The 22413-nt window shown below is 39.6% G+C and carries 23 protein-coding genes; all 23 read left to right on the top strand.

The genetic code is table 11. The features are described 5' to 3' along the window. The first annotated feature begins 324 nt into the window (after positions 1-324). A complete protein-coding gene (gene trxA, locus DWW43_RS08860; RefSeq protein ID WP_119963335.1) occupies positions 325-642 on the top strand; it encodes a thioredoxin in 318 nt (105 codons plus the stop codon). Between the two features lie 114 nt (positions 643-756). Continuing rightward, positions 757-1470, top strand: a complete 714-nt coding sequence (locus DWW43_RS08855) for an IMP cyclohydrolase (protein WP_008400795.1) — start codon at positions 757-759, stop codon at positions 1468-1470. Positions 1471-1497: 27 nt separating this feature from the next. Next, positions 1498-2676, top strand: coding sequence for a phosphoribosylaminoimidazolecarboxamide formyltransferase (locus tag DWW43_RS08850; RefSeq protein ID WP_008400796.1), 1179 nt, complete (start codon positions 1498-1500; stop codon positions 2674-2676). Positions 2677-2691: 15 nt separating this feature from the next. Next, on the top strand, positions 2692-3522 hold the full coding sequence (locus tag DWW43_RS08845; protein WP_119963334.1) for a hypothetical protein: 831 nt from the start codon (positions 2692-2694) through the stop codon (positions 3520-3522). 27 nt (positions 3523-3549) lie between these two features. Further along, a complete protein-coding gene (locus tag DWW43_RS08840; protein WP_008400800.1) occupies positions 3550-4350 on the top strand; it encodes a GTP pyrophosphokinase family protein in 801 nt (266 codons plus the stop codon). A 3-nt stretch (positions 4351-4353) separates the two neighbouring features. Further along, entirely contained in the window at positions 4354-5736 is a 1383-nt protein-coding gene (locus tag DWW43_RS08835; protein WP_008400801.1) for an RsmB/NOP family class I SAM-dependent RNA methyltransferase, read from the top strand. Continuing rightward, positions 5733-6491: an SDR family NAD(P)-dependent oxidoreductase gene (locus DWW43_RS08830; protein WP_044944953.1), complete on the top strand. Its 759-nt coding sequence runs from the start codon at positions 5733-5735 to the stop codon at positions 6489-6491. The genes DWW43_RS08835 and DWW43_RS08830 overlap by 4 nt, the downstream gene beginning before the upstream one ends. 78 nt (positions 6492-6569) lie before the next feature. Further along, positions 6570-7145 (top strand): hypothetical protein, encoded by a 576-nt coding sequence (locus DWW43_RS08825; RefSeq protein WP_119963333.1) that lies wholly within the window; start codon positions 6570-6572, stop codon positions 7143-7145. A 9-nt stretch (positions 7146-7154) separates the two neighbouring features. After that, a complete protein-coding gene (locus DWW43_RS08820; protein ID WP_119963332.1) occupies positions 7155-8141 on the top strand; it encodes an RluA family pseudouridine synthase in 987 nt (328 codons plus the stop codon). A gap of 57 nt (positions 8142-8198) precedes the next feature. After that, on the top strand, positions 8199-8732 hold the full coding sequence (locus DWW43_RS08815; protein WP_008400805.1) for a Holliday junction resolvase RecU: 534 nt from the start codon (positions 8199-8201) through the stop codon (positions 8730-8732). A 127-nt stretch (positions 8733-8859) separates the two neighbouring features. Further along, a complete protein-coding gene (hisZ, locus tag DWW43_RS08810; RefSeq protein WP_243104443.1) occupies positions 8860-10116 on the top strand; it encodes an ATP phosphoribosyltransferase regulatory subunit in 1257 nt (418 codons plus the stop codon). A gap of 67 nt (positions 10117-10183) precedes the next feature. Then, positions 10184-10831 carry an ATP phosphoribosyltransferase gene (hisG, locus tag DWW43_RS08805; RefSeq protein WP_008400808.1) on the top strand — a complete coding sequence of 216 codons (648 nt, stop codon included), beginning with the start codon at positions 10184-10186 and terminating at the stop codon, positions 10829-10831. A gap of 2 nt (positions 10832-10833) precedes the next feature. Continuing rightward, positions 10834-12123 carry a histidinol dehydrogenase gene (gene hisD / locus DWW43_RS08800; protein ID WP_008400809.1) on the top strand — a complete coding sequence of 430 codons (1290 nt, stop codon included), beginning with the start codon at positions 10834-10836 and terminating at the stop codon, positions 12121-12123. A gap of 110 nt (positions 12124-12233) precedes the next feature. Next, a complete protein-coding gene (gene hisB, locus DWW43_RS08795) occupies positions 12234-12827 on the top strand; it encodes an imidazoleglycerol-phosphate dehydratase HisB (protein ID WP_008400811.1) in 594 nt (197 codons plus the stop codon). 9 nt (positions 12828-12836) lie between these two features. Further along, the gene (gene hisIE / locus DWW43_RS08790; RefSeq protein WP_119963330.1) at positions 12837-14099 is read left to right on the top strand and encodes a bifunctional phosphoribosyl-AMP cyclohydrolase/phosphoribosyl-ATP diphosphatase HisIE; all 1263 of its coding nucleotides are present in this window, start codon (positions 12837-12839) and stop codon (positions 14097-14099) included. Positions 14100-14144: 45 nt separating this feature from the next. Further along, on the top strand, positions 14145-16778 hold the full coding sequence (gene alaS, locus DWW43_RS08785; protein ID WP_347475259.1) for an alanine--tRNA ligase: 2634 nt from the start codon (positions 14145-14147) through the stop codon (positions 16776-16778). 141 nt (positions 16779-16919) lie between these two features. Beyond that, complete coding sequence (gene rpsU, locus DWW43_RS08780) at positions 16920-17096, top strand: 30S ribosomal protein S21 (protein ID WP_008400815.1); 177 nt, start codon at positions 16920-16922, stop codon at positions 17094-17096. A gap of 343 nt (positions 17097-17439) precedes the next feature. Beyond that, positions 17440-17622: a hypothetical protein gene (locus DWW43_RS08775; RefSeq protein WP_119963328.1), complete on the top strand. Its 183-nt coding sequence runs from the start codon at positions 17440-17442 to the stop codon at positions 17620-17622. A gap of 360 nt (positions 17623-17982) precedes the next feature. Further along, a complete protein-coding gene (locus DWW43_RS08765) occupies positions 17983-19200 on the top strand; it encodes a sporulation protein YqfD (RefSeq protein WP_165853048.1) in 1218 nt (405 codons plus the stop codon). A 22-nt stretch (positions 19201-19222) separates the two neighbouring features. Next, positions 19223-20251 (top strand): PhoH family protein, encoded by a 1029-nt coding sequence (locus DWW43_RS08760; RefSeq protein ID WP_119963367.1) that lies wholly within the window; start codon positions 19223-19225, stop codon positions 20249-20251. 9 nt (positions 20252-20260) lie between these two features. Further along, complete coding sequence (ybeY, locus tag DWW43_RS08755; protein ID WP_008400821.1) at positions 20261-20773, top strand: rRNA maturation RNase YbeY; 513 nt, start codon at positions 20261-20263, stop codon at positions 20771-20773. Then, the gene (locus DWW43_RS08750; RefSeq protein ID WP_008400822.1) at positions 20760-21845 is read left to right on the top strand and encodes a DUF3048 domain-containing protein; all 1086 of its coding nucleotides are present in this window, start codon (positions 20760-20762) and stop codon (positions 21843-21845) included. The genes ybeY and DWW43_RS08750 overlap by 14 nt, the downstream gene beginning before the upstream one ends. Before the next feature lie 109 nt (positions 21846-21954). Next, positions 21955-22395, top strand: a complete 441-nt coding sequence (locus DWW43_RS08745) for a hypothetical protein (protein ID WP_008400824.1) — start codon at positions 21955-21957, stop codon at positions 22393-22395. Positions 22396-22413: the final 18 nt, after the last annotated feature.

Here is a 22413-nt window from a genome sequence, read left to right as displayed (position 1 = left end):
CTAACATATAATACACATACAATACGATGCGCGCTTCCCTTTGTGGCAGCGCGCATTTTGTGTATCGGTTATTATACAGAAATCAGATTTATATAAATTCCTGTCTGCCGGCTGGCGTTCATAGAATTGACAGACAAGATGACAAATGTAGATATTTATTAAAACTCCGTGAAATGAGTTGACAAATAAATGTATGATAGAGGAAAATGAATGTATACTATAATACAAGAACACTTACTTGTTAGAAATGTTTTTTGAAAGTACAGATGTAAGATGATTGAGATGTCTGTATAATTAACGAATGACGAATTGGAGGTTTTTACTATGGCAGTTATACATTTAAATGAAAAAGAATATGAAGATCAGGTTTTAAAGGCAAAGGGACTTACGCTGGTTGATTTCTGGGCCACCTGGTGCGGACCATGTAGAATGGTTGCACCGATCGTTGAAGAATTGGCTGACGAATTTCCTGAGGTAAAGGTATACAAGGTGGATGTAGATGAGAATCAGGAACTTGCACTTGCAAACAAAGTTGCATCGATTCCGACATTTTTATTATATAAAGATGGAGAAGTCATAAAGAAAATTGTGGGAGCAGTTCCAAAATCCGAGCTGATTCAGGCAATCCGCCAGTTTCAGTAGATAAGAATGCAGTCCAAAACGCTTGCAAAAGAAAGCATATTATTATAAGATGAAAGACAGCGACCAGATAAATGGGTACATGAATTGACTAATTTACTAAACGGAGGTTTACAAATGAAAATGTTATCATTATCAGAGGAACTTAAGGGTAATTCTTATCCCGGCAGAGGAATCGTGATCGGACGTTCGGAAGACGGAACAAAGGCAGTTACCGCATACTTTATCATGGGTAGAAGTGTGAATTCCAGAAATCGTGTATTTGTTACAGAGGGCGAAGGAATCCGTACAGAAGCATTTGATCCATCCAAGCTTGAGGATCCAAGCCTTATCATTTACGCACCGGTTCGGGTTCTTGGCAATCGGACGATCGTAACAAATGGTGATCAGACCGATACGATCTATGATGGAATGGATAAAGAGCTTACATTTGAACAGTCACTCAGATGCCGCGAGTTTGAACCGGACGGTCCAAACTATACACCGAGAATTTCCGGAGTTATGCATATCGAAGGCGGACAGTATGACTATGCAATGTCTATCTTAAAGAGCAATAACGGAGATCCGTCGGCATGCAACCGATATACATTTTCATATGAGAATCCCGCAAACGGAGAAGGACATTTTATTCATACATATATGCATGATGACAATCCACTTCCAAGCTTTGAGGGAGAACCGAAGTTAGTTGGTATATCAGGTGATATCGATACATTTGCAAATATGGTATGGGAAAGCCTGAATGAAGACAATAAGGTATCCCTGTTTGTCAGATATATCGATATCGCAACAGGAAAGTATGAGACAAGAATCATCAATAAGAACAAGTAATTATCACGAATCTGGAGGAAATACAGAATGAACGAAATTCAATTAAAATACGGATGCAATCCAAATCAGAAGCCATCAAGAATCTATATGGAGGATGGAAGTGATCTTCCGGTTACCGTATTAAATGGTAAGCCGGGCTACATAAATTTTCTGGATGCATTTAATGGCTGGCAGCTTGTAAAAGAATTAAAGGCAGCAACCGGACTTCCGGCAGCTACATCTTTTAAGCATGTGTCACCGGCAGGTGCAGCAGTAGGACTTCCTCTTACAGATACACTTGCAAAGATCTACTGGGTAGATGATCTGGGCGAACTGTCACCACTTGCATGCGCATATGCAAGAGCCAGAGGTGCAGACCGTATGTCATCCTTTGGTGATTTCATTGCATTGTCAGATGTCTGCGATGCGGATACAGCCCGTCTCATTAAGCGTGAAGTATCAGATGGTGTAATTGCTCCCGGGTATACAGACGAAGCTATGGAACTTCTGATGCAGAAGAAGAAAGGTAATTATAATATTATCCGGATCGATGAGAATTATGTTCCTGCTGAGATTGAACGCAAGCAGGTATTCGGAATTACATTCGAACAGGGAAGAAATGAACTGAATATTGATAAGGATCTTTTATCCAATATTGTAACAGAGAATAAAAATATACCGGAAGAAGCTCTTATCGATATGAAGATCGCACTGATCACATTAAAATACACACAGTCTAATTCTGTATGCTATGTAAAGGGCGGGCAGGCAATCGGTATCGGGGCCGGTCAGCAGTCCAGAATCCACTGTACAAGACTTGCCGGTCAGAAGGCAGATAACTGGTGGCTTCGTCAGTCTCCACAGGTTATGGGACTTCAGTTTGTTGATGGACTTGGACGTGCAGACAGAGATAATGCGATCGATGTATATATGGGTGATGAATATGAGGATGTTCTCCGTGATGGCGAATGGCAGAAGCGTTTCAAGGTAAAGCCGGAAGTATTCACAGCAGAAGAAAAGAAAGCATGGCTTGCCGGAAATCAGAATGTTACACTTGGTTCTGATGCATTCTTCCCATTCTCAGATAACATTGAACGTGCGAAGAAGAGTGGTGTTGCGTACATTGCTCAGCCGGGTGGATCTGTCAGAGATGATCTTGTGATCGAAGCATGTGATAAATATGGAATGGTAATGGTATTTACAGGTATCCGTTTATTCCATCACTAATCAGGAGCGACAGATATGGCAAGAAGAAACAGAAGACGACGCAGAAAGAAAAGATCCAATATTGATTTTGGAAAAGTATTTATATTTTTGCTTGCATGTGCGATCATTATTTTTGCTGCTGTTGTGATTCTTTCAAAATTAATATCACATAAAGATCGGTATTTTGATGAAGGACTTACATATTATCAGAATTCGGAATATGACAAAGCTCTTGATAAATTCACAGAAGCTCTTTCGGAAAAACAGATTTTTTCTCAAAACAAGGATAAGAATACCAGACTTTATATTGCAGATATCTATATGAAAACTGCAGATTATAAAAAAGCGGTAGATGAATACGATACGATCCTTCAGAAGACATCAGCGGATAAGAAGGATGTGAAAAAGATGCAGGAAATTGCTCAGGCGTTATCGGATTTCTCAGATTCGAATTATGCCGGAGCACTTCCGGTTCTGGAACAGTATGTTAAAGATTATCCGGAATTATATCTTTATATCGGAACCTGTTATGCTTCCATGAATGATTCCGAGCATATGTTTGAAAATTATGAGAAGTATATAAAAAAATATGGATATAATTCTTATCTGTATGCACAATATGCGGCATATTATATCAGTATCGGCGAACTGGATAACGCATACGGCTATATCAATAATGGTCTGGCCAGTGATAACACATTCCAAAAGGAACTCCGTTTACAGGAGATCACATATTATGAGAAGATACAGGATTATGATAAAGCATATGAGCTTGCAAAAGAATTATATAATCTGTATCCCGATTATCAGGCGGGTGCAGATGAATATAATTTCCTTTACACCAGAGTATCCCATGATGATGAATAGATAGAATTGGCAGGAGGCATTTTATTCATGGAAATACAATTATGGAAGGAGATCTTATCTCCATATGAGCAGGCAGTAGATGAACTGCTTCTGAAATTTAAGCATATCATAAAAGATTACCGCAGTCAGGGAATGTATTCTCCGATCGAGAATGTGACTGGACGTGTGAAAAGAATTTCAAGTATTTTAGATAAGATGCAGAAGAAACATATTCCGATGGATCATATCGTGGAAGAAATGGATGATATCGCAGGAATCCGTATTATGTGCCAGTTTGAAGAGGATATCTACAAGGTTGTAGAGATCATAAGAAATCGCAAGGATATGTCAATCCGAGAAGAGAAAGACTATATTACAAATGTAAAGGCAAGCGGATACAGAAGTTATCATATTATACTGAATTATGATGTTTATACGATCAAGGGACTGCAGACAATCCAGGCAGAGATCCAGATACGTACAATGGCAATGGATTTCTGGGCGACAATCGAACATTCTCTTCAGTATAAATATCGTCACAATATGCCGGAGCATATCCGGGAAAAACTGTTAAATGCAGCAAATGCAACCGTTGCACTGGATAAAGAGATGTCATCTGTCCGTGGCGAGATTATGGATGCACAGAATTCATTTAATTATAAGGCATCTGTAGTAGCAGATATACTGACTAATATACAAAATCTGTATTATGTCGGTAATCAGCGAGAGGTTGTAAAGATACAGAATGAATTTTATGATATTTACCAGAAGGATGATCTGGAAAAGCTGGAGGATTTTTCCAAACAGCTTGATATTATCGCAGAAGGATACAAAGCACAGGGGTTATAGATTATGAACTTACCGGAGTCATTTACAAACAGGATAAAGACACAATTAGGAGACGAATATGAAGCATATATGAATTGTCTGGATCAGGGCATGCATCATGGACTTCGTGTGAATACAAATAAAATCAGTGTGGAAGATTTCTTAAAGATCTCTCCATTTGAATTAAAGCCTGTACCATGGACAACAAATGGTTTTTATTATGATGATAAAGCATGTACACCATCCAAACATCCATATTATTATGCAGGGCTTTATTATATTCAGGAACCGAGTGCGATGGCACCGGCGAGTATTCTTCCTGTTGAAGACGGGGATGTGGTTCTTGATATCTGTGCAGCACCGGGAGGTAAATCAACCGAGCTTGCAGCAAAACTTCATGGAACCGGGTTCCTGATCTCAAATGATATCAGTAATTCCAGAGCCAAGGCATTGCTAAAGAATCTGGAATTATTTGGAATCGGTAATATGTGTGTGGTAAGTGAAGCTCCGAATAAGCTGAGCACAAAATTCTATCAGACCTTTGATAAAATTTTGATTGATGCGCCTTGCTCCGGTGAAGGAATGTTCCGTAAATCCCAGTCAATGGTAACAGCGTGGGAGAACAATGGCGTTGAGTTATTTGCCGGTTTACAGCGAGGAATTTTAAATGAAGTTGTAAAAATGTTAAAGCCGGGCGGAACCATGCTGTATTCGACCTGTACGTTTTCTCCGGAAGAAAATGAACAGTCAATCGAATATCTTTTATCACTGGATGATACATTAGAATTAATCGAAGTTCCGAAGTATCCGGGCTTTTGCAATGGAAATCCGGCATGGGGAAAGACCGAAAATGCAGAGCTTGAGAAATGTGCAAGATTATGGCCGCATCATATCGAAGGGGAAGGCCATTTCGTTGCACTTATCCATAAAAAAGAGGCAGAGCAGACACAGGTGTTTCAGTCATGGATACACAGAGGCTGTAAGCCGGATAAAAATGCAGAAGAATTTTTTACACATATTTCGGCTGATGCAGGAATTAAGTCTGCATATATTGAGGAAAATAACGGAAGACTGTATTACATGGCAGAATGTATGCCGGATGTATCTGGGCTTCGGATGTTAAGACAGGGCTTGTTCCTTGGCGAGATCAAGAAGAACCGGTTTGAACCGAGTCAGTCACTTGCCATGTATCTGCGGCAGGGACAGTTTGATAATGAAGTAAATCTGACTTCTTCAGATGACCGTGTTTTTAGATATCTGAAAGGCGAGACGATTGAAGCATCGGATCAGAAAATTAAAAATGGATATGTGCTTGTTCTGGTGGACGGATATCCGCTTGGATGGGCAAAAAATACAAACGGAACGTTAAAAAATAAGTATTTATCTGGATGGAGGATGATGTCATGAGTAAAATAGCAGTCGTTACCGGAGCTTCTTCCGGACTGGGCAGAGAGTTTGTTGTTCAGATCAGTGAAAAATATAAGACGATAGATGAAATATGGGTGATTGCCAGACGTACAGAACGCTTGTATGCCTTAGAAAGAGAGATTGAAGGCAAGAAGGTTATTGTTCTTCCGCTGGATGTAACAAAGCAGGATGATCTTGAATCCTATAAGAAGATGCTTGCAAAGGAGCATCCATGGGTGCGTGTTCTGGTAAACGCAGCCGGTTATGGCATTATGGGACATGTAGAGGATGTTGTATGCGAGGAACTTACAGGAATGATCGATGTTAACTGTAAGGCTTTAGTTGCCATGACGAAGATTACTCTGCCATATATGAAAGAACAGAGCAATATCATTAATATTGCATCATCTGCGGCATATCTGCCACAGCCATCCTTCGCTGTATATGCAGCAACAAAATCAATGGTAAGAAGCTTTTCCAAGGCATTAAATAAAGAATTGGAGGACAGAGGCATTACAGTGACAGCAGTATGTCCTGGACCGGTTAATACTGAGTTTTTTGATGTAGCCGAGAAATATTCCCATACAAAGGCATTTAAAAGATTGTTCCGTGTAGAAGCAAAAAATGTAGTAAAACGTGCCTTATTTGATGCATATTATCTGAAGACAGAATCTACCTACAGCATAACGATGAAAGCGTTCAAGGTCGTAACAAAGCTGCTGCCGAATGACTGGATCGTTTCCATGATCAAATAGAGACAGATATCCGGTTAATACAAAGATTTACCGGGGATTTGAAGAACATTATAATAAAAACAGAACAGGACAAAAACAATGGAAAAAGGACAGTATGGATATATAAAAAAACATAAGAAAAAAATCATAACCAGTATTATTATACTTGGCGTTATGATCCTTACAGGAGTAATTCTTTCGCTTGTCATGTTTAAAACAACAAAAACCTTGATCATCATACTTCCGATATTGATCAGCCTGCCATTTGCCAAACAGATCGTAGCACTTATCATGTGCTCCAAATTCAAGCCTTTAACAGAGGAAGAACACAAGAAAATAGAAAAAGGGATCCATTATGAGAACCGGGACGGCATCCTGTATGATATCTCAATCAGTCGATACGAGGGAATGATGTTTTTCCCTGCCGTGATCGTACGGGATGGCAGAATGTTGTTCTTGTATCAGGAAGCATTTGATAAGAAGATTCCTGATGTGGAATTCCTGAAAAAAGAAATTGCACGTTCCTTTGAAATGATAAAGAAACCGTATGTCATTATTACAGCGTTAACCGTAGATGAATTTATAAAAAAGGCAGAGACGATCAAAGAACCGGATGAAGATTACGTAGTAAAGGATCAGTCTATGCGTGAAAAAATATTTGAACTTGGTGTATAGGAGCCGGACATGAAAGAGATCATTATATCGCAGAATGAAGCAGGACAGCGTGTAAATAAATTTCTTTTGAAATATCTGAATAAGGCACCGTCAAGCTTTGTTTATAAGATGATGCGAAAGAAAAACATCAAATTGAACAATAAGAAAATTGAAGGAAACGAATACATCTATATCGGAGATACGATCCAGATCTATATGTCCGATGAAACGATCGCCAATTTCCGAGAAGATGTCAGCGGGACAGACAGCACTTCCTCTAAAAAGAAGATTCCGGTCGAGATCATCTATTCGGATGAAAATATTCTGATCGCAGATAAGCCGGCCGGCGTTTTGTCACAGAAAGCATCAAAAGATGACTACTCCTTTAATGAAGCATTGATCGACTATCTGCTCGACAGTGGTCATATCACAACTGAAGAATTAAGAACATATCGTCCGTCTGTATGCAACCGTTTAGACCGCAATACATCCGGACTCATTCTTTGTGGGGTGAGTCTTACCGGAAGTCAGGAATTATCCAGAATTATAAGAGAACATCTATTACATAAATATTATTATACACTTGTACGGGGACGCCTGACGCAGAAGCTTGACAGTACCTGTTATCTACAGAAGGATAATGCAAAAAACAAAGTCCGGATATCGGATCGCCCATGGGAACATGGCAAGAGTGAAGAAATCCATTCAATCTTTTATCCGGTTAAAAAAAATGATGATTATACGTTGGTAAAGGTTGAGCTTATCACAGGTAAGTCTCATCAGATCCGTGCGCAATTAAAGCATCTGGGATACCCGGTAGTCGGTGATACAAAGTATGGCATACCTGAAGTGAACCGGTATTTTTCAGATTCTTATCATGTAAAGCATCAGCTTCTTCATTGCGGAAACATTATATTTAAAGAAACAGACGGTCCGCTTTCTTATCTGGGCGGGAAAGAGTATTCGGCATTTCTTCCGGAACCGTTTCGGACGATCGAAAAAGATTTATTTGGGTAATTTGGATAATAACTTTAGTAAGATCAGAATCAGATAAAGATAAAGAGGCAGAATCGGATGGCAACTTGGAATTCCAGAGGACTTCGTGGTTCCTCACTTGAGGAACTGATTAATTATACAAATGAATATTATCGGGAAAAGAAGCTGGCAGTTGTCCAGAAGATCCCGACTCCGATCAAACCGATCCGTATGGATAAAGACAGCAGCCAGATCACACTGGCGTATTTTGAAAAAGATTCTACGGTCGATTACATCGGTGTCGTACAGGGCATTCCGATATGCTTCGATGCGAAGGAATGTGCGGTTGATACGTTTTCCTTACAGAATATACATGAGCATCAGTATCATTTTATGAAAGAGTATGAGGAACAGCAGGGAGTCAGCTTCCTGATCATATTTTTTACGCATAGAAACAAATATTACTATTTACGTTTTTCGGAATTAAAGACTTATATGGATCGCGTGAATGAGGGACATGCAAAGAATTTCAAATATGAAGAACTGAATCCGGATTTCTTTATTCATGCAAAAAACGGTGCATTGGTTCATTATCTTGAGCTTCTCGATAAAGATTTGCAGTTAAGAGCATAAGGGTTCAGGAAAAAATCTTGACAAATATCGACTGCTCCCCTATAATGAGCACGTTGTTGAAATAACTAATTACCATGTTATCACTTCAATGTAGTAAAGCGATATGTGGATACAAGGAGGAAAAAAGATGCAGGACAAACTGTTGCAGACTCCGGATGGAGTAAGAGACACTTATGATGTAGAATGTAAAAAGAAAAGAAAGATTATTGAAAAACTGCATCATACTCTGGAGTTATACAGCTATCATGATATAGAGACACCTACATTTGAATATTTTGATATATTTAACCGTGATAAGGGATCTGCACCGTCAAATGAAATGTACAAATTCTTTGATCGTGATAATAATACACTGGTATTACGCCCCGATATCACACCGAGTATTGCAAGATGTGTAGCAAAATATTATAAGGACGAACAGTTACCGATCCGTCTGTGTTATACCGGTAATACTTATTCAAACCCGAGAAAATTACAGGGTAAATTAAAGGAAGTAACACAGATCGGTGCCGAGCTTATAAATGATGATTCATCTGCGGCAGATGCAGAGATCATTGCAACCGTTGTTGATTCTTTTAAGGCACTTGGAATCGATGAGTTCCAGATCGAGATCGGGCAGATCGATTACTTTAAGGGAATCGTCGCAGAAGCCGGAATTACAGAAGCTGAGGAGCTTCAGATCAAAGAATATATCAATATCAAGAACTTCTTTGGTTTGGAGGAATATTTAAAGAAGCTGGATATGAGCCCTGTTTTAAAGAAAGCCTTTCTTGCGTTTGACTCTTTATTCGGTGGAGAATGCATGTTAGAGGAAGCAGAGAAGCTGGTTACGAATCCGGTATCACTTGCAGCCGTTCACAGATTACAGAGAATCCATAAAGCGTTATGCTGTTATGGATATGACAAATATATCGGCTTTGATCTCAGTATGTTAAATGGTTATAACTATTATACCGGCGTGATCTTCCGCGGATACACCTACGGAACCGGAGATGCAGTTGTAAAAGGTGGACGATATAATAACCTGTTAAAGCAGTTCGGCAAAGATGCACCGTCTATTGGTTTTGCATTTACCGTAGAAGAACTGATCATGGCACTGTCCAGACAGAATATCGAGGTTTCGGTTGAATATTCGAATACGATCATTCTCTATGATATCGAGAATCAGGAGCCTGCGATCAGCCTTGGTAAGTCTCTGCGCCAGAATGATAAGAAGATTGAATTGATACGCAAATCTGTCAGAAAGTCAGTGGACGATTATCTGGAATATGCAAAAAGAGAGCATTTCTCCGGACTGTTTTATTTTGAAAACAGTGATACGGTCAAGGTATTTGATCTTGTGTCCGGTGATGAGAATGAGGTGGCAATCGCATCCCTGAAATAAGCGGACAAAAGCAGAAAGAAATTCAAAATTAGAATTTGATCGATGGATAGATTGGAGAGATAAATCAATGAGATATTTAACATTTGCGCTTGCAAAGGGCAGACTTGCAAAGAAAACCCTTGCATTGCTTGAACAGATAGGAATTACCTGCGATGAGATGAAAGACCCGGATACCAGAAAGCTGATTTTTATAAATGAAGAACTGAAGCTGAAGTTCTTCCTTTCAAAGGCAACAGATGTACCAACCTATGTAGAATACGGTGCAGCAGATATTGGTGTAGTTGGTAAGGATACGATATTAGAAGAAGGCAGAAACCTGTACGAGGTAATGGATCTCGGATTCGGCAAATGCCGGATGTGTGTCTGCGGTCCTCATAAAGCAAAAGAATTATTGAAGAAAAATGAGATCATCCGAGTTGCCAGCAAATATCCGAATATTGCAAAAGATTATTTTAATAATCAGAAGAACCAGACGGTTGAGATCATCAAATTAAACGGTTCGGTCGAGCTTGCGCCGATCGTTGGCTTATCGGAGGTGATCGTTGATATCGTCGAGACCGGAAGCACCCTTCGCGAAAACGGACTGGAAGTTTTAGAAGAAGTTTGTCCGTTATCTGCAAGAATGGTTGTAAATCAGGTAAGCTTAAAGATGGAAAATGAGAGAATTAGAAAGCTGCTTGCTGATCTGAATTCGTTAATTAATAAGGAGGCATAAAAATGAGAATTGTAAATCTGACGGAAGAAACCAGAAAGAACATTTTAAAAGATCTGTTAAAAAGAAGCCCAAGCAATTTTGGATCTTATGCAGATACAGTAGAGAAGATCGTAAATGATGTCAGAGATCGTGGAGACGAGGCGTTATTTGGATATACAAAGCAGTTTGATAAAGCAGATATCAATGCCGGAAATGTTCTGGTTACAAAAGAAGAGATTGAATATGCTTATACACAGGTTGATGAGAAGCTGATCGAGGTTATCAGAAAAGCAAAAGAAAACATTCGTACCTATCACGAAAAACAGCGTCAGTACAGCTGGTTTGATTCTGATCCGAAAGGTATCATGCTTGGACAGAAGGTAACAGCATTGGAATCTGTCGGAGTATATGTACCGGGCGGAAAAGCTGTGTATCCATCTTCCGTATTGATGAACATTATGCCTGCAAAGGTAGCAGGTGTTAAAAATATTATAATGACCACTCCTTGTAACAGCGAGGGTGAAGTATATGCGACTACACTGGTTGCAGCAAATGAAGCCGGTGCGACTGCTATCTACAAGGCAGGCGGCGCACAGGCAATCGCGGCTCTTGCATATGGAACGGAATCCATTCCAAAGGTTGATAAGATCGTAGGACCCGGAAATATCTTCGTTGCACTTGCAAAACGTGCGGTATACGGACATGTCAGCATCGATTCGATCGCAGGTCCATCCGAGATCCTTGTAATTGCAGATGAGACTGCAAATCCAAGATATGTTGCTGCCGATCTGTTATCGCAGGCCGAACATGATGAGATGGCATCCGCCATTCTGATCACAACTTCAAAAGAACTTGCCGAAAAGGTATCAGCACAGGTTGATGAATTTATAGAAGTATTATCCAGAAAAGAGATCATACGGAAATCTATTGATACATACGGCTACATCTTATTAGCCGATAATATGGCAGATGCGGTTGAAACAGCAAATGCAATTGCCTCCGAACATCTGGAGATTGTAACTGCAAATCCATTTGATGTCATGACAAGAATCAAGAATGCCGGTGCGATCTTCATCGGTGAATATTCATCCGAACCATTGGGTGATTATTTTGCCGGACCGAACCATGTACTTCCAACAAACGGAACAGCGAAGTTCTTCTCCCCGTTAAGTGTGGATGATTTCATTAAGAAATCCAGTATCATCTATTATTCCAGAGAAGCTCTTGAAGAGGTACATGAGGACATTGAAAGCTTTGCAAAATCAGAGCAGCTTACAGCACATGCTAATTCTATTGCAGTAAGATTTGAATAGTGGTATAATATGAAACCAAGATTGCACAGGCGTCTGTATTATCAGTCCGCCTGTGCTTGTAGTTGCCAAAGTATCGGAAGAAAAATGTATAAAAACAAGGGAGAAAAGATATGGCGGATAGAGCAGTAAAATGCACAAGAAAAACCAGCGAGACAGATATTGTTCTGGAATTAAATCTGGATGGAAAGGGAAATGCAAAGATCGATACCGGTATCGGATTTTTCGATCATATGCTGACAAGCTTTGCCAAACACGGATTCTTTGATCTGAATCTGACTGTAAAAGGTGATCTGTATGTGGATTGTCATCATACGATCGAGGATACGGGAATTGTTCTCGGAAAAGCGATCAAGGGTGCGCTTGGAGATAAGAAATCCATTAAGCGTTTCGGTAATTTCTTTCTTCCTATGGATGAAACGCTTGTTATGTGTGCGATCGACCTTTCCGGAAGACCATACCTTGTTTATGATCTGAACCTGACAACAGAACGGGTTGGATATTTTGATACACAGATGGTAAAGGAATTCTTCTATGCAGTATCCTATGGAGCAGAGATGAACCTGAATCTGAAGCAGTTCTCCGGTTCCAATGACCATCATATCATCGAAGCAGCTTTTAAGGCATTTGCAAAAGCTTTAGATGAAGCAACTTCTATAGACGACAGATTAAATGGTAAAGTGTTATCTACCAAAGGTTCACTTTAAGGAGGTACTATGAGTTATAAGAAAATTATTCCATGTCTGGATCTTGAGAATGCACTCGAAATGGCAAAGTTCTATAACGATGCCGGTGCAGATGAGATTGCATATTTTGACAGTAAAGCAACAAAGGAAGGCAGAGAAGCGAATATTGCAGTTATCAAAGAGATCTGCAAGAATGTCGATATTCCATTGATCGCATGTGGTGGAGTAAGAAGACTGGAAGATATCAAGAAGATGTTATACGCAGGTGCTTCCAAGGTTTGTATGAAATCAGCAGCATTAAATACACCGGAGCTTGTAACGGAAGCCGCTGACCGTTTTGGTTCAGAACGTATCATCGTAACGATCGACCTGAGCGAATGTAAAGAGCCTGTAGCCTATGCAGAGCAGCTTAAGGAACTCGGAGCAGGTGAGCTCCTGTTATTACATAATAATATGGTTCCGGAATATATGGATATCGTAAATGAGATCAAAAATCGTGTAGCACTTCCTGTTATTGTTTCCACCTATTCAACAAATGGGGAAGCAATCTGTGAGATGCTTGAAAAGACAAATGCTGAATCCATTTCTTTATATAATCTGAAACAAATGGATATAATGGAGATAAAGCAGGAATGCAGAAAAGAAGGCATTCCGGTTAATACATTTGAAAGTGCAGTATCCTTTGATGAATTCAAGCTGAATTCTGACGGGCTGATTCCATGTATCACACAGCATTATAAGACCGGGGAAGTTCTTATGATGGCATACATGAATAAGGATTCCTTTGAAAAGACGATTGCAACCGGCAGAATGACATATTACAGCAGAAGCAGACAGGAGCTTTGGACAAAGGGAGAGACATCCGGTCATTTCCAGTTCTTAAAATCATTAAAATTAGACTGTGATAAAGATACCCTGCTTGCAGAGGTTTCCCAGATTGGTGCAGCATGCCACACCGGCAGCCCGACCTGCTTCTTTACTGATCTGGTTAAGAAGGAATACGATAATACCAATCCGTTAAAGGTATTTGAAGAAGAATACGATATTATCGTTGACAGAAGAAATCATCCAAAGGAAGGTTCCTATACAAATTATCTGTTTGACAAAGGAATTGACAAAATACTGAAAAAGGTTGGCGAAGAGGCAACAGAGATTGTAATTGCTGCCAAGAATCCTGATTCAGATGAAATAAAATATGAGATATCAGATTTCCTGTATCACCTTATGGTTCTTATGGTTGAAAGAGGTGTCAGTTGGACTGATATTACCAAAGAACTGGCTGATAGAAGGTAGGAGGAGAAAACAGTGGAAAAATATGGCGTAAATCAGTTAAGAAAAATGTTTCTGGAATTTTTTGAGAGCAAGGGACATCTAAAGATGAACAGTTTCTCACTGATTCCACATAATGATAATAGTTTGTTATTGATCAACTCAGGTATGGCACCATTAAAGCCTTACTTTACAGGACAGGAGATCCCGCCAAGAAGACGTGTGACCACCTGCCAGAAGTGTATCCGTACCGGAGATATCGAAAATGTAGGTAAGACTGCAAGACATGGTACATTCTTTGAGATGTTAGGTAACTTCTCATTCGGCGATTACTTCAAGCATGAAGCAATTTCATGGTCATGGGAGTTCCTGACCAAGGTTGTAGGCTTAGATGAAAATCGTTTATATCCATCTATCTACGAGGATGATGACGAAGCATTTGATATCTGGAATAAAGAGATTGGAATTGCACCGGAGAGAATCTTCCGTTTTGGGAAAGAAGATAACTTCTGGGAGCATGGCGCAGGTCCTTGTGGTCCATGTTCCGAAATCTATTATGACAGAGGCGAAAAGTACGGATGCGGTAAGCCTGGCTGTACAGTAGGTTGTGACTGTGACCGTTACATGGAAGTATGGAACAACGTATTTACCCAGTTTGAAAATGACGGCCATAATAACTATACAGAACTGGTTCAGAAGAATATCGATACCGGTATGGGACTGGAGCGTCTGGCTGTTGTTGTTCAGGATGTAGATTCCATCTTTGACGTTGATACGATCAAAGCGTTACGTGATAAAGTATGTGAGATGGCTGGCGTAAAGTACATGGAAGATGAGAAGACAGATGTCTCGATCCGTGTTATTACCGACCATATCCGTTCTGTTACCTTTATGGCATCTGACGGTATCCTTCCATCAAATGAAGGACGAGGTTATGTATTAAGACGTCTTCTCCGTCGTGCAGCAAGACATGGCAGATTACTTGGTATCGAAGGCAGATTCCTTGCAGAGCTTTCAAAGACAGTGATCGAGGTTTCTAAGGATGCATATCCGGAGTTGGAAGAAAAGAAAGCACATATCTTTACCTGTATCAATACAGAAGAAGAAAACTTCAATAAGACGATCGATCAGGGCTTATCAATCCTGAACGGCTTCGTTGAGGAGTTAAATAACAGCGGCAAAAAAGTATTAAATGGCGAAAATGCATTTAAGTTATATGATACCTATGGTTTTCCTCTTGATCTTACAAAAGAGATTCTGGAAGAAAAGGGTATCGAGGTTGATACCGAAGGCTTTAATAAGGCTATGGACAAGCAGAGAGAGACTGCTCGTAAATCAAGAAAAGTATCAAACTACATGGGAGCAGATTCAACTATTTATGAAGACATCGACACAGCTCTTACAAGTAAATTCATTGGTTATGACAAGGTAGAAGCATCTTCCAATATCATTGCCATAACAGCAGAATATAAAGAAGGCGATCAGGTAACATCCGAACTGGTTGATGTTATTTCCGAAGGCACAAACGGTTCGATCATCACAGCAGAGACACCATTTTATGCTACTATGGGTGGCCAGATCGGTGATGCCGGTGTGATCGAGACAGAGAGCGGACGTTTCATCGTTAAAGATACGATCAAGGTTGCCGGTGATAAGATCGCACATCTTGGCTATGTTGAATCCGGTGAATTAAAGAATGGAAGCACAGCGAAGCTTTCTGTAACAGCAGACAGACGTGCACTGATCTGTAAGAATCATTCCGCTACACATCTGCTCCAGAAAGCCTTAAAGATGGTCCTTGGTGATCATGTAGAACAGGCTGGTTCTTATGTATCCGAAGACCGTTTAAGATTCGACTTTACACATTTTCAGGCTATGACTCCTGAGGAAATCGCCAAGGTTGAAGCAATCGTAAATGAACAGATTGATAAAGACCTTAAGGTTAAGACAGAGGTTATGAGTATTGAAGATGCCAAGAAGACAGGTGCTATGGCATTGTTTGGTGACAAGTACGGCGAGAAGGTTCGTGTTGTATCTATGGATGACTTCTCCGTTGAATTCTGTGGTGGTACTCATGTTCCGAATACCGGTGTGATCGGTACATTTAAGATCATCTCTGAAATGGGTGTTGCTGCCGGTGTCAGAAGAATTGAAGCACTGACTTCTGTTGGCGCATTTAATTATTATAAAGAGATGGAAGACGAGTTGAAAGCAGCAGCAAAGGCAGCAAAAGTTGAACCTGCAAAGCTGGCTGAAAAGATCGAGACAATGCTCGCTGAGATCAAGGCGCTGACATCTGAAAATTCCAAGCTGAAGGATAAGCTGGCAAAGAATTCTGCCGGAGATGCACTTGCAGATGCAATAGATATAAATGGCGTAAAGGTTCTTGCTACCAGCGTAGAAGATACCGATATGAACGCACTTCGTAATCTGGGTGATGATTTCAAGAACAAGCTTGGTACATCGGTTATCATTCTTGCTTCCGCAAAGGATGGCAAGGTAAATCTGATCGCTATGGCAACAGACGATGCTGTAAAGAAGGGAGCACATGCAGGAAATATTATCAAAGCGTCTGCAGCACTTGTAGGCGGTGGCGGCGGTGGTCGTCCAAACATGGCTCAGGCCGGGGGAAAGAATCCTGCCGGTATTGTAGATGCACTTGCAAAAGCAGTTGAAACAGCCAAAGAACAGTTAAATGCCTAAAAATAGAAAAATAGAAAATAATAAAATTTTTTGTTGACGTTTTAATAATATATGTTATAATTGACTTCGTGCTTAAATAATACCCAAACAGTTGTTATTTTATTAGCATAGTACACAACTGGAGGGAGGTCAGGTGAGAGAATGTCAAATGTAATAGTTAAAGAAAACGAAACATTAGATAGCGCTCTTCGCAGATTCAAGAGAAATTGTGCGAAGGCTGGTATCCAGCAGGAGATTCGTAAGAGAGAACATTACGAAAAGCCAAGCGTTAGACGTAAAAAGAAATCAGAGGCAGCTAGAAAGCGCAAATATAAATAATCTATAGTTTGGATTAGTAAATATGATTTTTTTGAGTACCGAGCAATCGGTACTCTTTTTTTACGCGAGCAACGAGCCGAAGTCTGTGTTTACACGAGACCTCGGCGACTGCCGCGATAACCACAAGAAAATTACAAAGTAATTTTCTTGTGGTTACGGAAGTATCTATCTGTGCTTGGCTCACTTACGCAAAAAAAGAATATATAAAACGTATGCGAAACAATTAGGTATGATGGTGCGGTGTAAGAACATGAAATGTTCTTACAAACACAAAAAAGTTGACGCTGACATCACTATAATATATGATGAAATTAATATACAAAAACGAAAGGGACAAACGAATATGAAAAACGCAATTAATATTCTTGCAATAATCTTTGCCTGGGGAGCACTGATCTTAAGTATTTTTGCATTTGGCGATATGACCGGAAATATATTTAAGGCAGTTACCTATGGATTGATTGTAGGAAATGCCGTTCTGGTTAATTTTATCTGTGTCCATAATCTTAAAGAGAATAAAGAGTAAGTCATAATCCGATACCCAACCAACATAGTATAGATATAAAGTCAATTGGGTATCAGATCATGCAGCTTCCATTTAATCATAACAGTCTATATGATGTGCCGGATGTCACACCGGACATTAAAAAAAGTTCGTCTAAAATCACAATTCATGATAACCACATTATCTATATTGAAAACTATAAATGTATTATATCCTGTTCAGATACTCAGATCCTTGTTAAAACTAAAAAGAATACCATATCGATAAATGGAATTTGCCTGAAAATTGAATATTACTGCCCGGAAGAACTGAAGATATCAGGCAATATTCTATATATCAATTATGAATGATAATGTTGTGTACATAGAAGGGAGAAACCGGATGTTTGATATTATATTAAGGTATCTGTATGGCTTTGCAAAAATTCATCTTCGCGGCATTCATATCAACCGTTTTGTTAATCTATGCAAAGCGAGAGATATTAAACTTTGGGATCTGGAGCAGAAAGAGAATGAAATCTTCTTTTTTGTTGCCTCTAAGGATATAGCGCACTTAAAAGAGCCGGCACTCAAAACCGGAAGTGAAGTCGAAATTCTGAAAGAATATGGTATCCGACAGTTTATTCGAAAAAATAAAAAAAGAATTCCGTTTGTGATTGGGTTTATCTTGTTTACAATTCTGGTCTATATACAATCGTTATTTATATGGGAAATTTCCGTTTCCGGTGAATCAGATTATACATCGGATGAGATACTACAGCATATCAATGAATATTATGTGCAGACAGGAACTCCGAAATCAAAAGTAGATTGCGCCGAGCTTGAGAAGAACCTCCGAAAAGATTTTGAAGATATCGCATGGATATCATGTGCGCTTACAGGAACAAAGTTGTCTGTAGAGATTACGGAAACATTGAATGTATGTACGGACACCTCCATGAAAGGACCATGCAACATCGTTGCATCAAAGAACTGTACGATCGCAGAGATCGTAACCGCTTCCGGTACACCGGTGGTTAAATCAGGGGATGACGTAAAAAAAGGGGATGTCCTGATATCCGGAGCTGTCTATCTGTATGATGACAATAACGAAGTGATGGATACAAATTATGTGTCGGCAGAGGGAGAGGTTTATGGCATCTGCGTGTATCATTATGATGAAAGTATACCAAGAACAAATTATGTGAAAGAGTATACCGGAAACGAGAAAAAATATTATTCCTTTGGATTGTTAAAGTATGATTTTACCCCTTATGTACCGAAATGTCCTTATGATACATTCGACCGATTAAGTGATGATAAGAGATTACACATAGGAAAAAATCTTTATCTGCCATTTGAGATAAAAAAGACTACAGTCAAAGAATACACATTGATGATGAAAAAATTGTCCGAAAAAGATGCTACAGATAAAATGCAGGAAAAATTAAATCACTATATTGGCAATTTGCAAGAAAAAGGGGTGCAAATAATAGAAAAAAATGTTAAAATAACATGTAGCGAGGACGCATGCCATGCAGTTGGAGATATCACTGTAAAACAGCTGATCGGTGTCCCGCATGAATTACAGATAATAAGTGAGGAGCAGACACTTGAGTGAATTCAGCAAATCAATTACTGTTATGTCCGAATACGTTCAAAATGTATTTGGACAATTTGATGTACATGCAAAAAAAATTGAAAAAGCATTTCATGTTTCTATGATCCTGCGCGATGATAAGCTGAAGATTTCAGGAGAAGAAAAAGACGTGGAGCAGGCGGTTCATGTACTGATCCAGTTATTTGCAGTTGCAGCCAGAGGTACTGCGATTGATGAACAGAAGGTCGATTATACGATAGCCATGTCTAAGGATCATCCTCAGGAAACACAGGAAAATATCGCTGAGTTGGATCGGGATATCATTTGTCATACGATCAACGGCAAACCGATCAAACCAAAAACACACGGACAGAAAGCATATGTAAATGCAATCGATAAATCCATGATCGTATTCGGTGTAGGTCCTGCCGGAACCGGTAAGACATATCTGGCAATGGCGAAAGCGATCACTGCATTCAAAAACGGTGAAGTGAATCGTATTATATTGACACGTCCGGCGATCGAAGCAGGCGAGAAATTAGGTTTTCTGCCCGGCGATCTGCAAAGCAAGGTCGATCCTTATTTAAGACCGCTTTATGATGCGCTCTATGAGATCATGGGACCGGAATCTTTCGCTAAAAATATGGAAAAAGGATTGATCGAGGTTGCCCCACTTGCGTATATGCGAGGCCGAACTCTGGATAATGCGTACATCGTGCTTGATGAGGCACAGAATACAACTCCTGCACAGATGAAAATGTTCTTAACCCGTATCGGATTTGGATCAAAAGCCATCATTACCGGTGACCTTTCACAGAAAGATCTTCCGTTTGAGACAAGATCCGGACTTGAAGTTGCACTGATGGTTATTAAAAACATCGAAGAAATCAGTGTTTGTCATCTGACAAGTCTTGATGTTGTGAGACATCCGCTTGTACAGAAGATTGTCAATGCCTACGAAGTGTATGAGGAAAAGCAGAACAGACAGAAGAAAAGATCCGATCAGACAAAGCATGAGATAAGTGACAGCAAGCGTTACGGAGATAACCGCAATAATAAGAGAAAAAGGTAAGGATGTACAATGTCTTTAAATATTGAAAATGAATTCGGAGAGATCCGTGTGCCTGATTATGAACATGTAATAGAGACTGTGATCGGACAGGCGCTGGATTTTATCAAATGCCCATATGAATGTGAGATTTATGTATTACTCACAGACAATTCGGGCATACAGACTATCAATAATTGTCAGAGAAATATCGATGCACCTACAGATGTGCTGTCATTTCCTCTGATTGATTATAAAGAACCCGGAGATTTTAGTGTTGTAGACGGGGATACCTGTGATTATTTCAATCCGGAATCAGGAGAACTGATGCTTGGAGATATTATTATTTCCATGGATCGAGTATATGAACAGGCAAAAAGTTACAATCACTCGAACACCAGAGAACTGGCATTTCTGGTTGCACACAGTATGCTTCATTTATTTGGTTATGATCATATAGATGAAGAAGAACGCAAACAGATGGAAGATCTTCAGGAACAAATACTTAATGAGAAAGGATACACAAGGGATTATGAAGAAAACTAAATATGCAATTGCATTAGCAGCATTAGGAGTTTTATCACTTGGTGTTATGGGATGTGGAAAGAAAGAGACATCAACAGAAGGAACCACAGAAACCACAACGACAGAAGCAACAACAGAAGCAACTACAGAGGCAACAACAGAAGCTCAGCATGAGGGCGTGTACAACGACCTGACCGGAGAATGGGTTACAGACCGTACAGAAGAATATGGACGCCCGATCGCGGTTATGTTAAATAACATTTCTGACGCAATGCCGCAGTGTGATATAGGAAAGGCAGATATTGTTTATGAGATGAAGGTAGAAGGTGGAATCACACGTTTGCTTGGAATCTTCAATGATTATTCCAATCTTGAAAAACTGGGTTCAATCAGAAGCTGCCGTCCATATTATGTAACAGTTGCTATGGAATATGATGCTATCTACATGCATTATGGTCAGTCTCCACAGGGAGAAGATAAGCTTGCAAGCTCAGGGATCAATAATCTGAGTGGCTTAAGCTCAGAAGGTGGCGTAACATACTACAGAGCATCTGACCGGGTATCTCCACATAATGTATTCACAGATACCGAGAAGATCAAAGCCGGAATCGAACAGAAGGGCTATGAAACAAAACACAGCGACAGCTTTGAAAGTGTATTTTCATTCAATGATGAGATCACAACACCTGCCGGTGGGGAAACCGCTAACGAGATCAAGACACCAATCAGCAACTATACATCACCTTGGTTTGAATATCATGCTGATGATGGTCTCTATTACAGATTCCAGTATGGCGGAGAACAGACCGATGGAAATACAGGCGAACAGCTTAAGTATGAAAACGTCCTGATCCAGTTTGCTCATTATACAAGCATTGACGATCACGACAGACAGCAGCTTGATCTGGTCGGTGAAGGCACAGGCCTTTACGCATCAAATGGTGTGATCATTCCTGTAACATGGAAAAAATCTTCTGAAAATGCTATAACAAAGTACTACACAGAAGACGGCAATGAATTAAAACTGAATCCGGGAAAAACATGGGTAACTGTTTTTGAAAAAGATAAAGCAGACAGTGTAACCTGGAACTAAAATTTAATCAGACTTTTAAGATGTCTGTCATATCGGTTATGATATGGCAGGCATCTTTTTGTATATTTAGCCGTAAAATGCAGATAATCACTGATAAGAGGTGATTATTATGAAAAAAGTGCTTTTTTTGATCGGTGGAGCGGTGTTACTTTTTTTATTTTCATTTTACTGTTCATATTCGATCTATAAGAATTCTCGTGGATGCAATGATACAACGAAAGGACAGTCTAATATCGAAGAATATATCTGGACGATTGACAGAACAGATTCAGAAGAAACCACGGATGCGGTTGACAGGGTAGAGACGGTTGAAACCATATCAAAAAAAGAAAACTCCGAAACAGAAGAAGCTGCAGAAAAAGACTATCATTTTCTGGTCAGTGATCTGAATGGTTATGTTGCGGTTTTTACAGAAAAGGGAAGCTTATATGAATTTACCGACATTCGGATGGATCAATTGGAAAATAATATGAAAAAACGAATAGAAAATGGAATAAAATTTCAAAAAGCGAAAGAATTATTTACTTTCCTTGAATCATGTTCCAGTTAATGCTAGAATATGGGATGA

Origin of the sequence: Clostridium sp. AF15-41 (assembly GCF_003604095.1) — a bacterium.
Lineage (GTDB): Bacteria > Bacillota > Clostridia > Lachnospirales > Lachnospiraceae > Coprococcus.
Note: the sequence above shows the minus strand (reverse complement) of the source record. Positions and strands in the feature narration are given on the sequence as shown.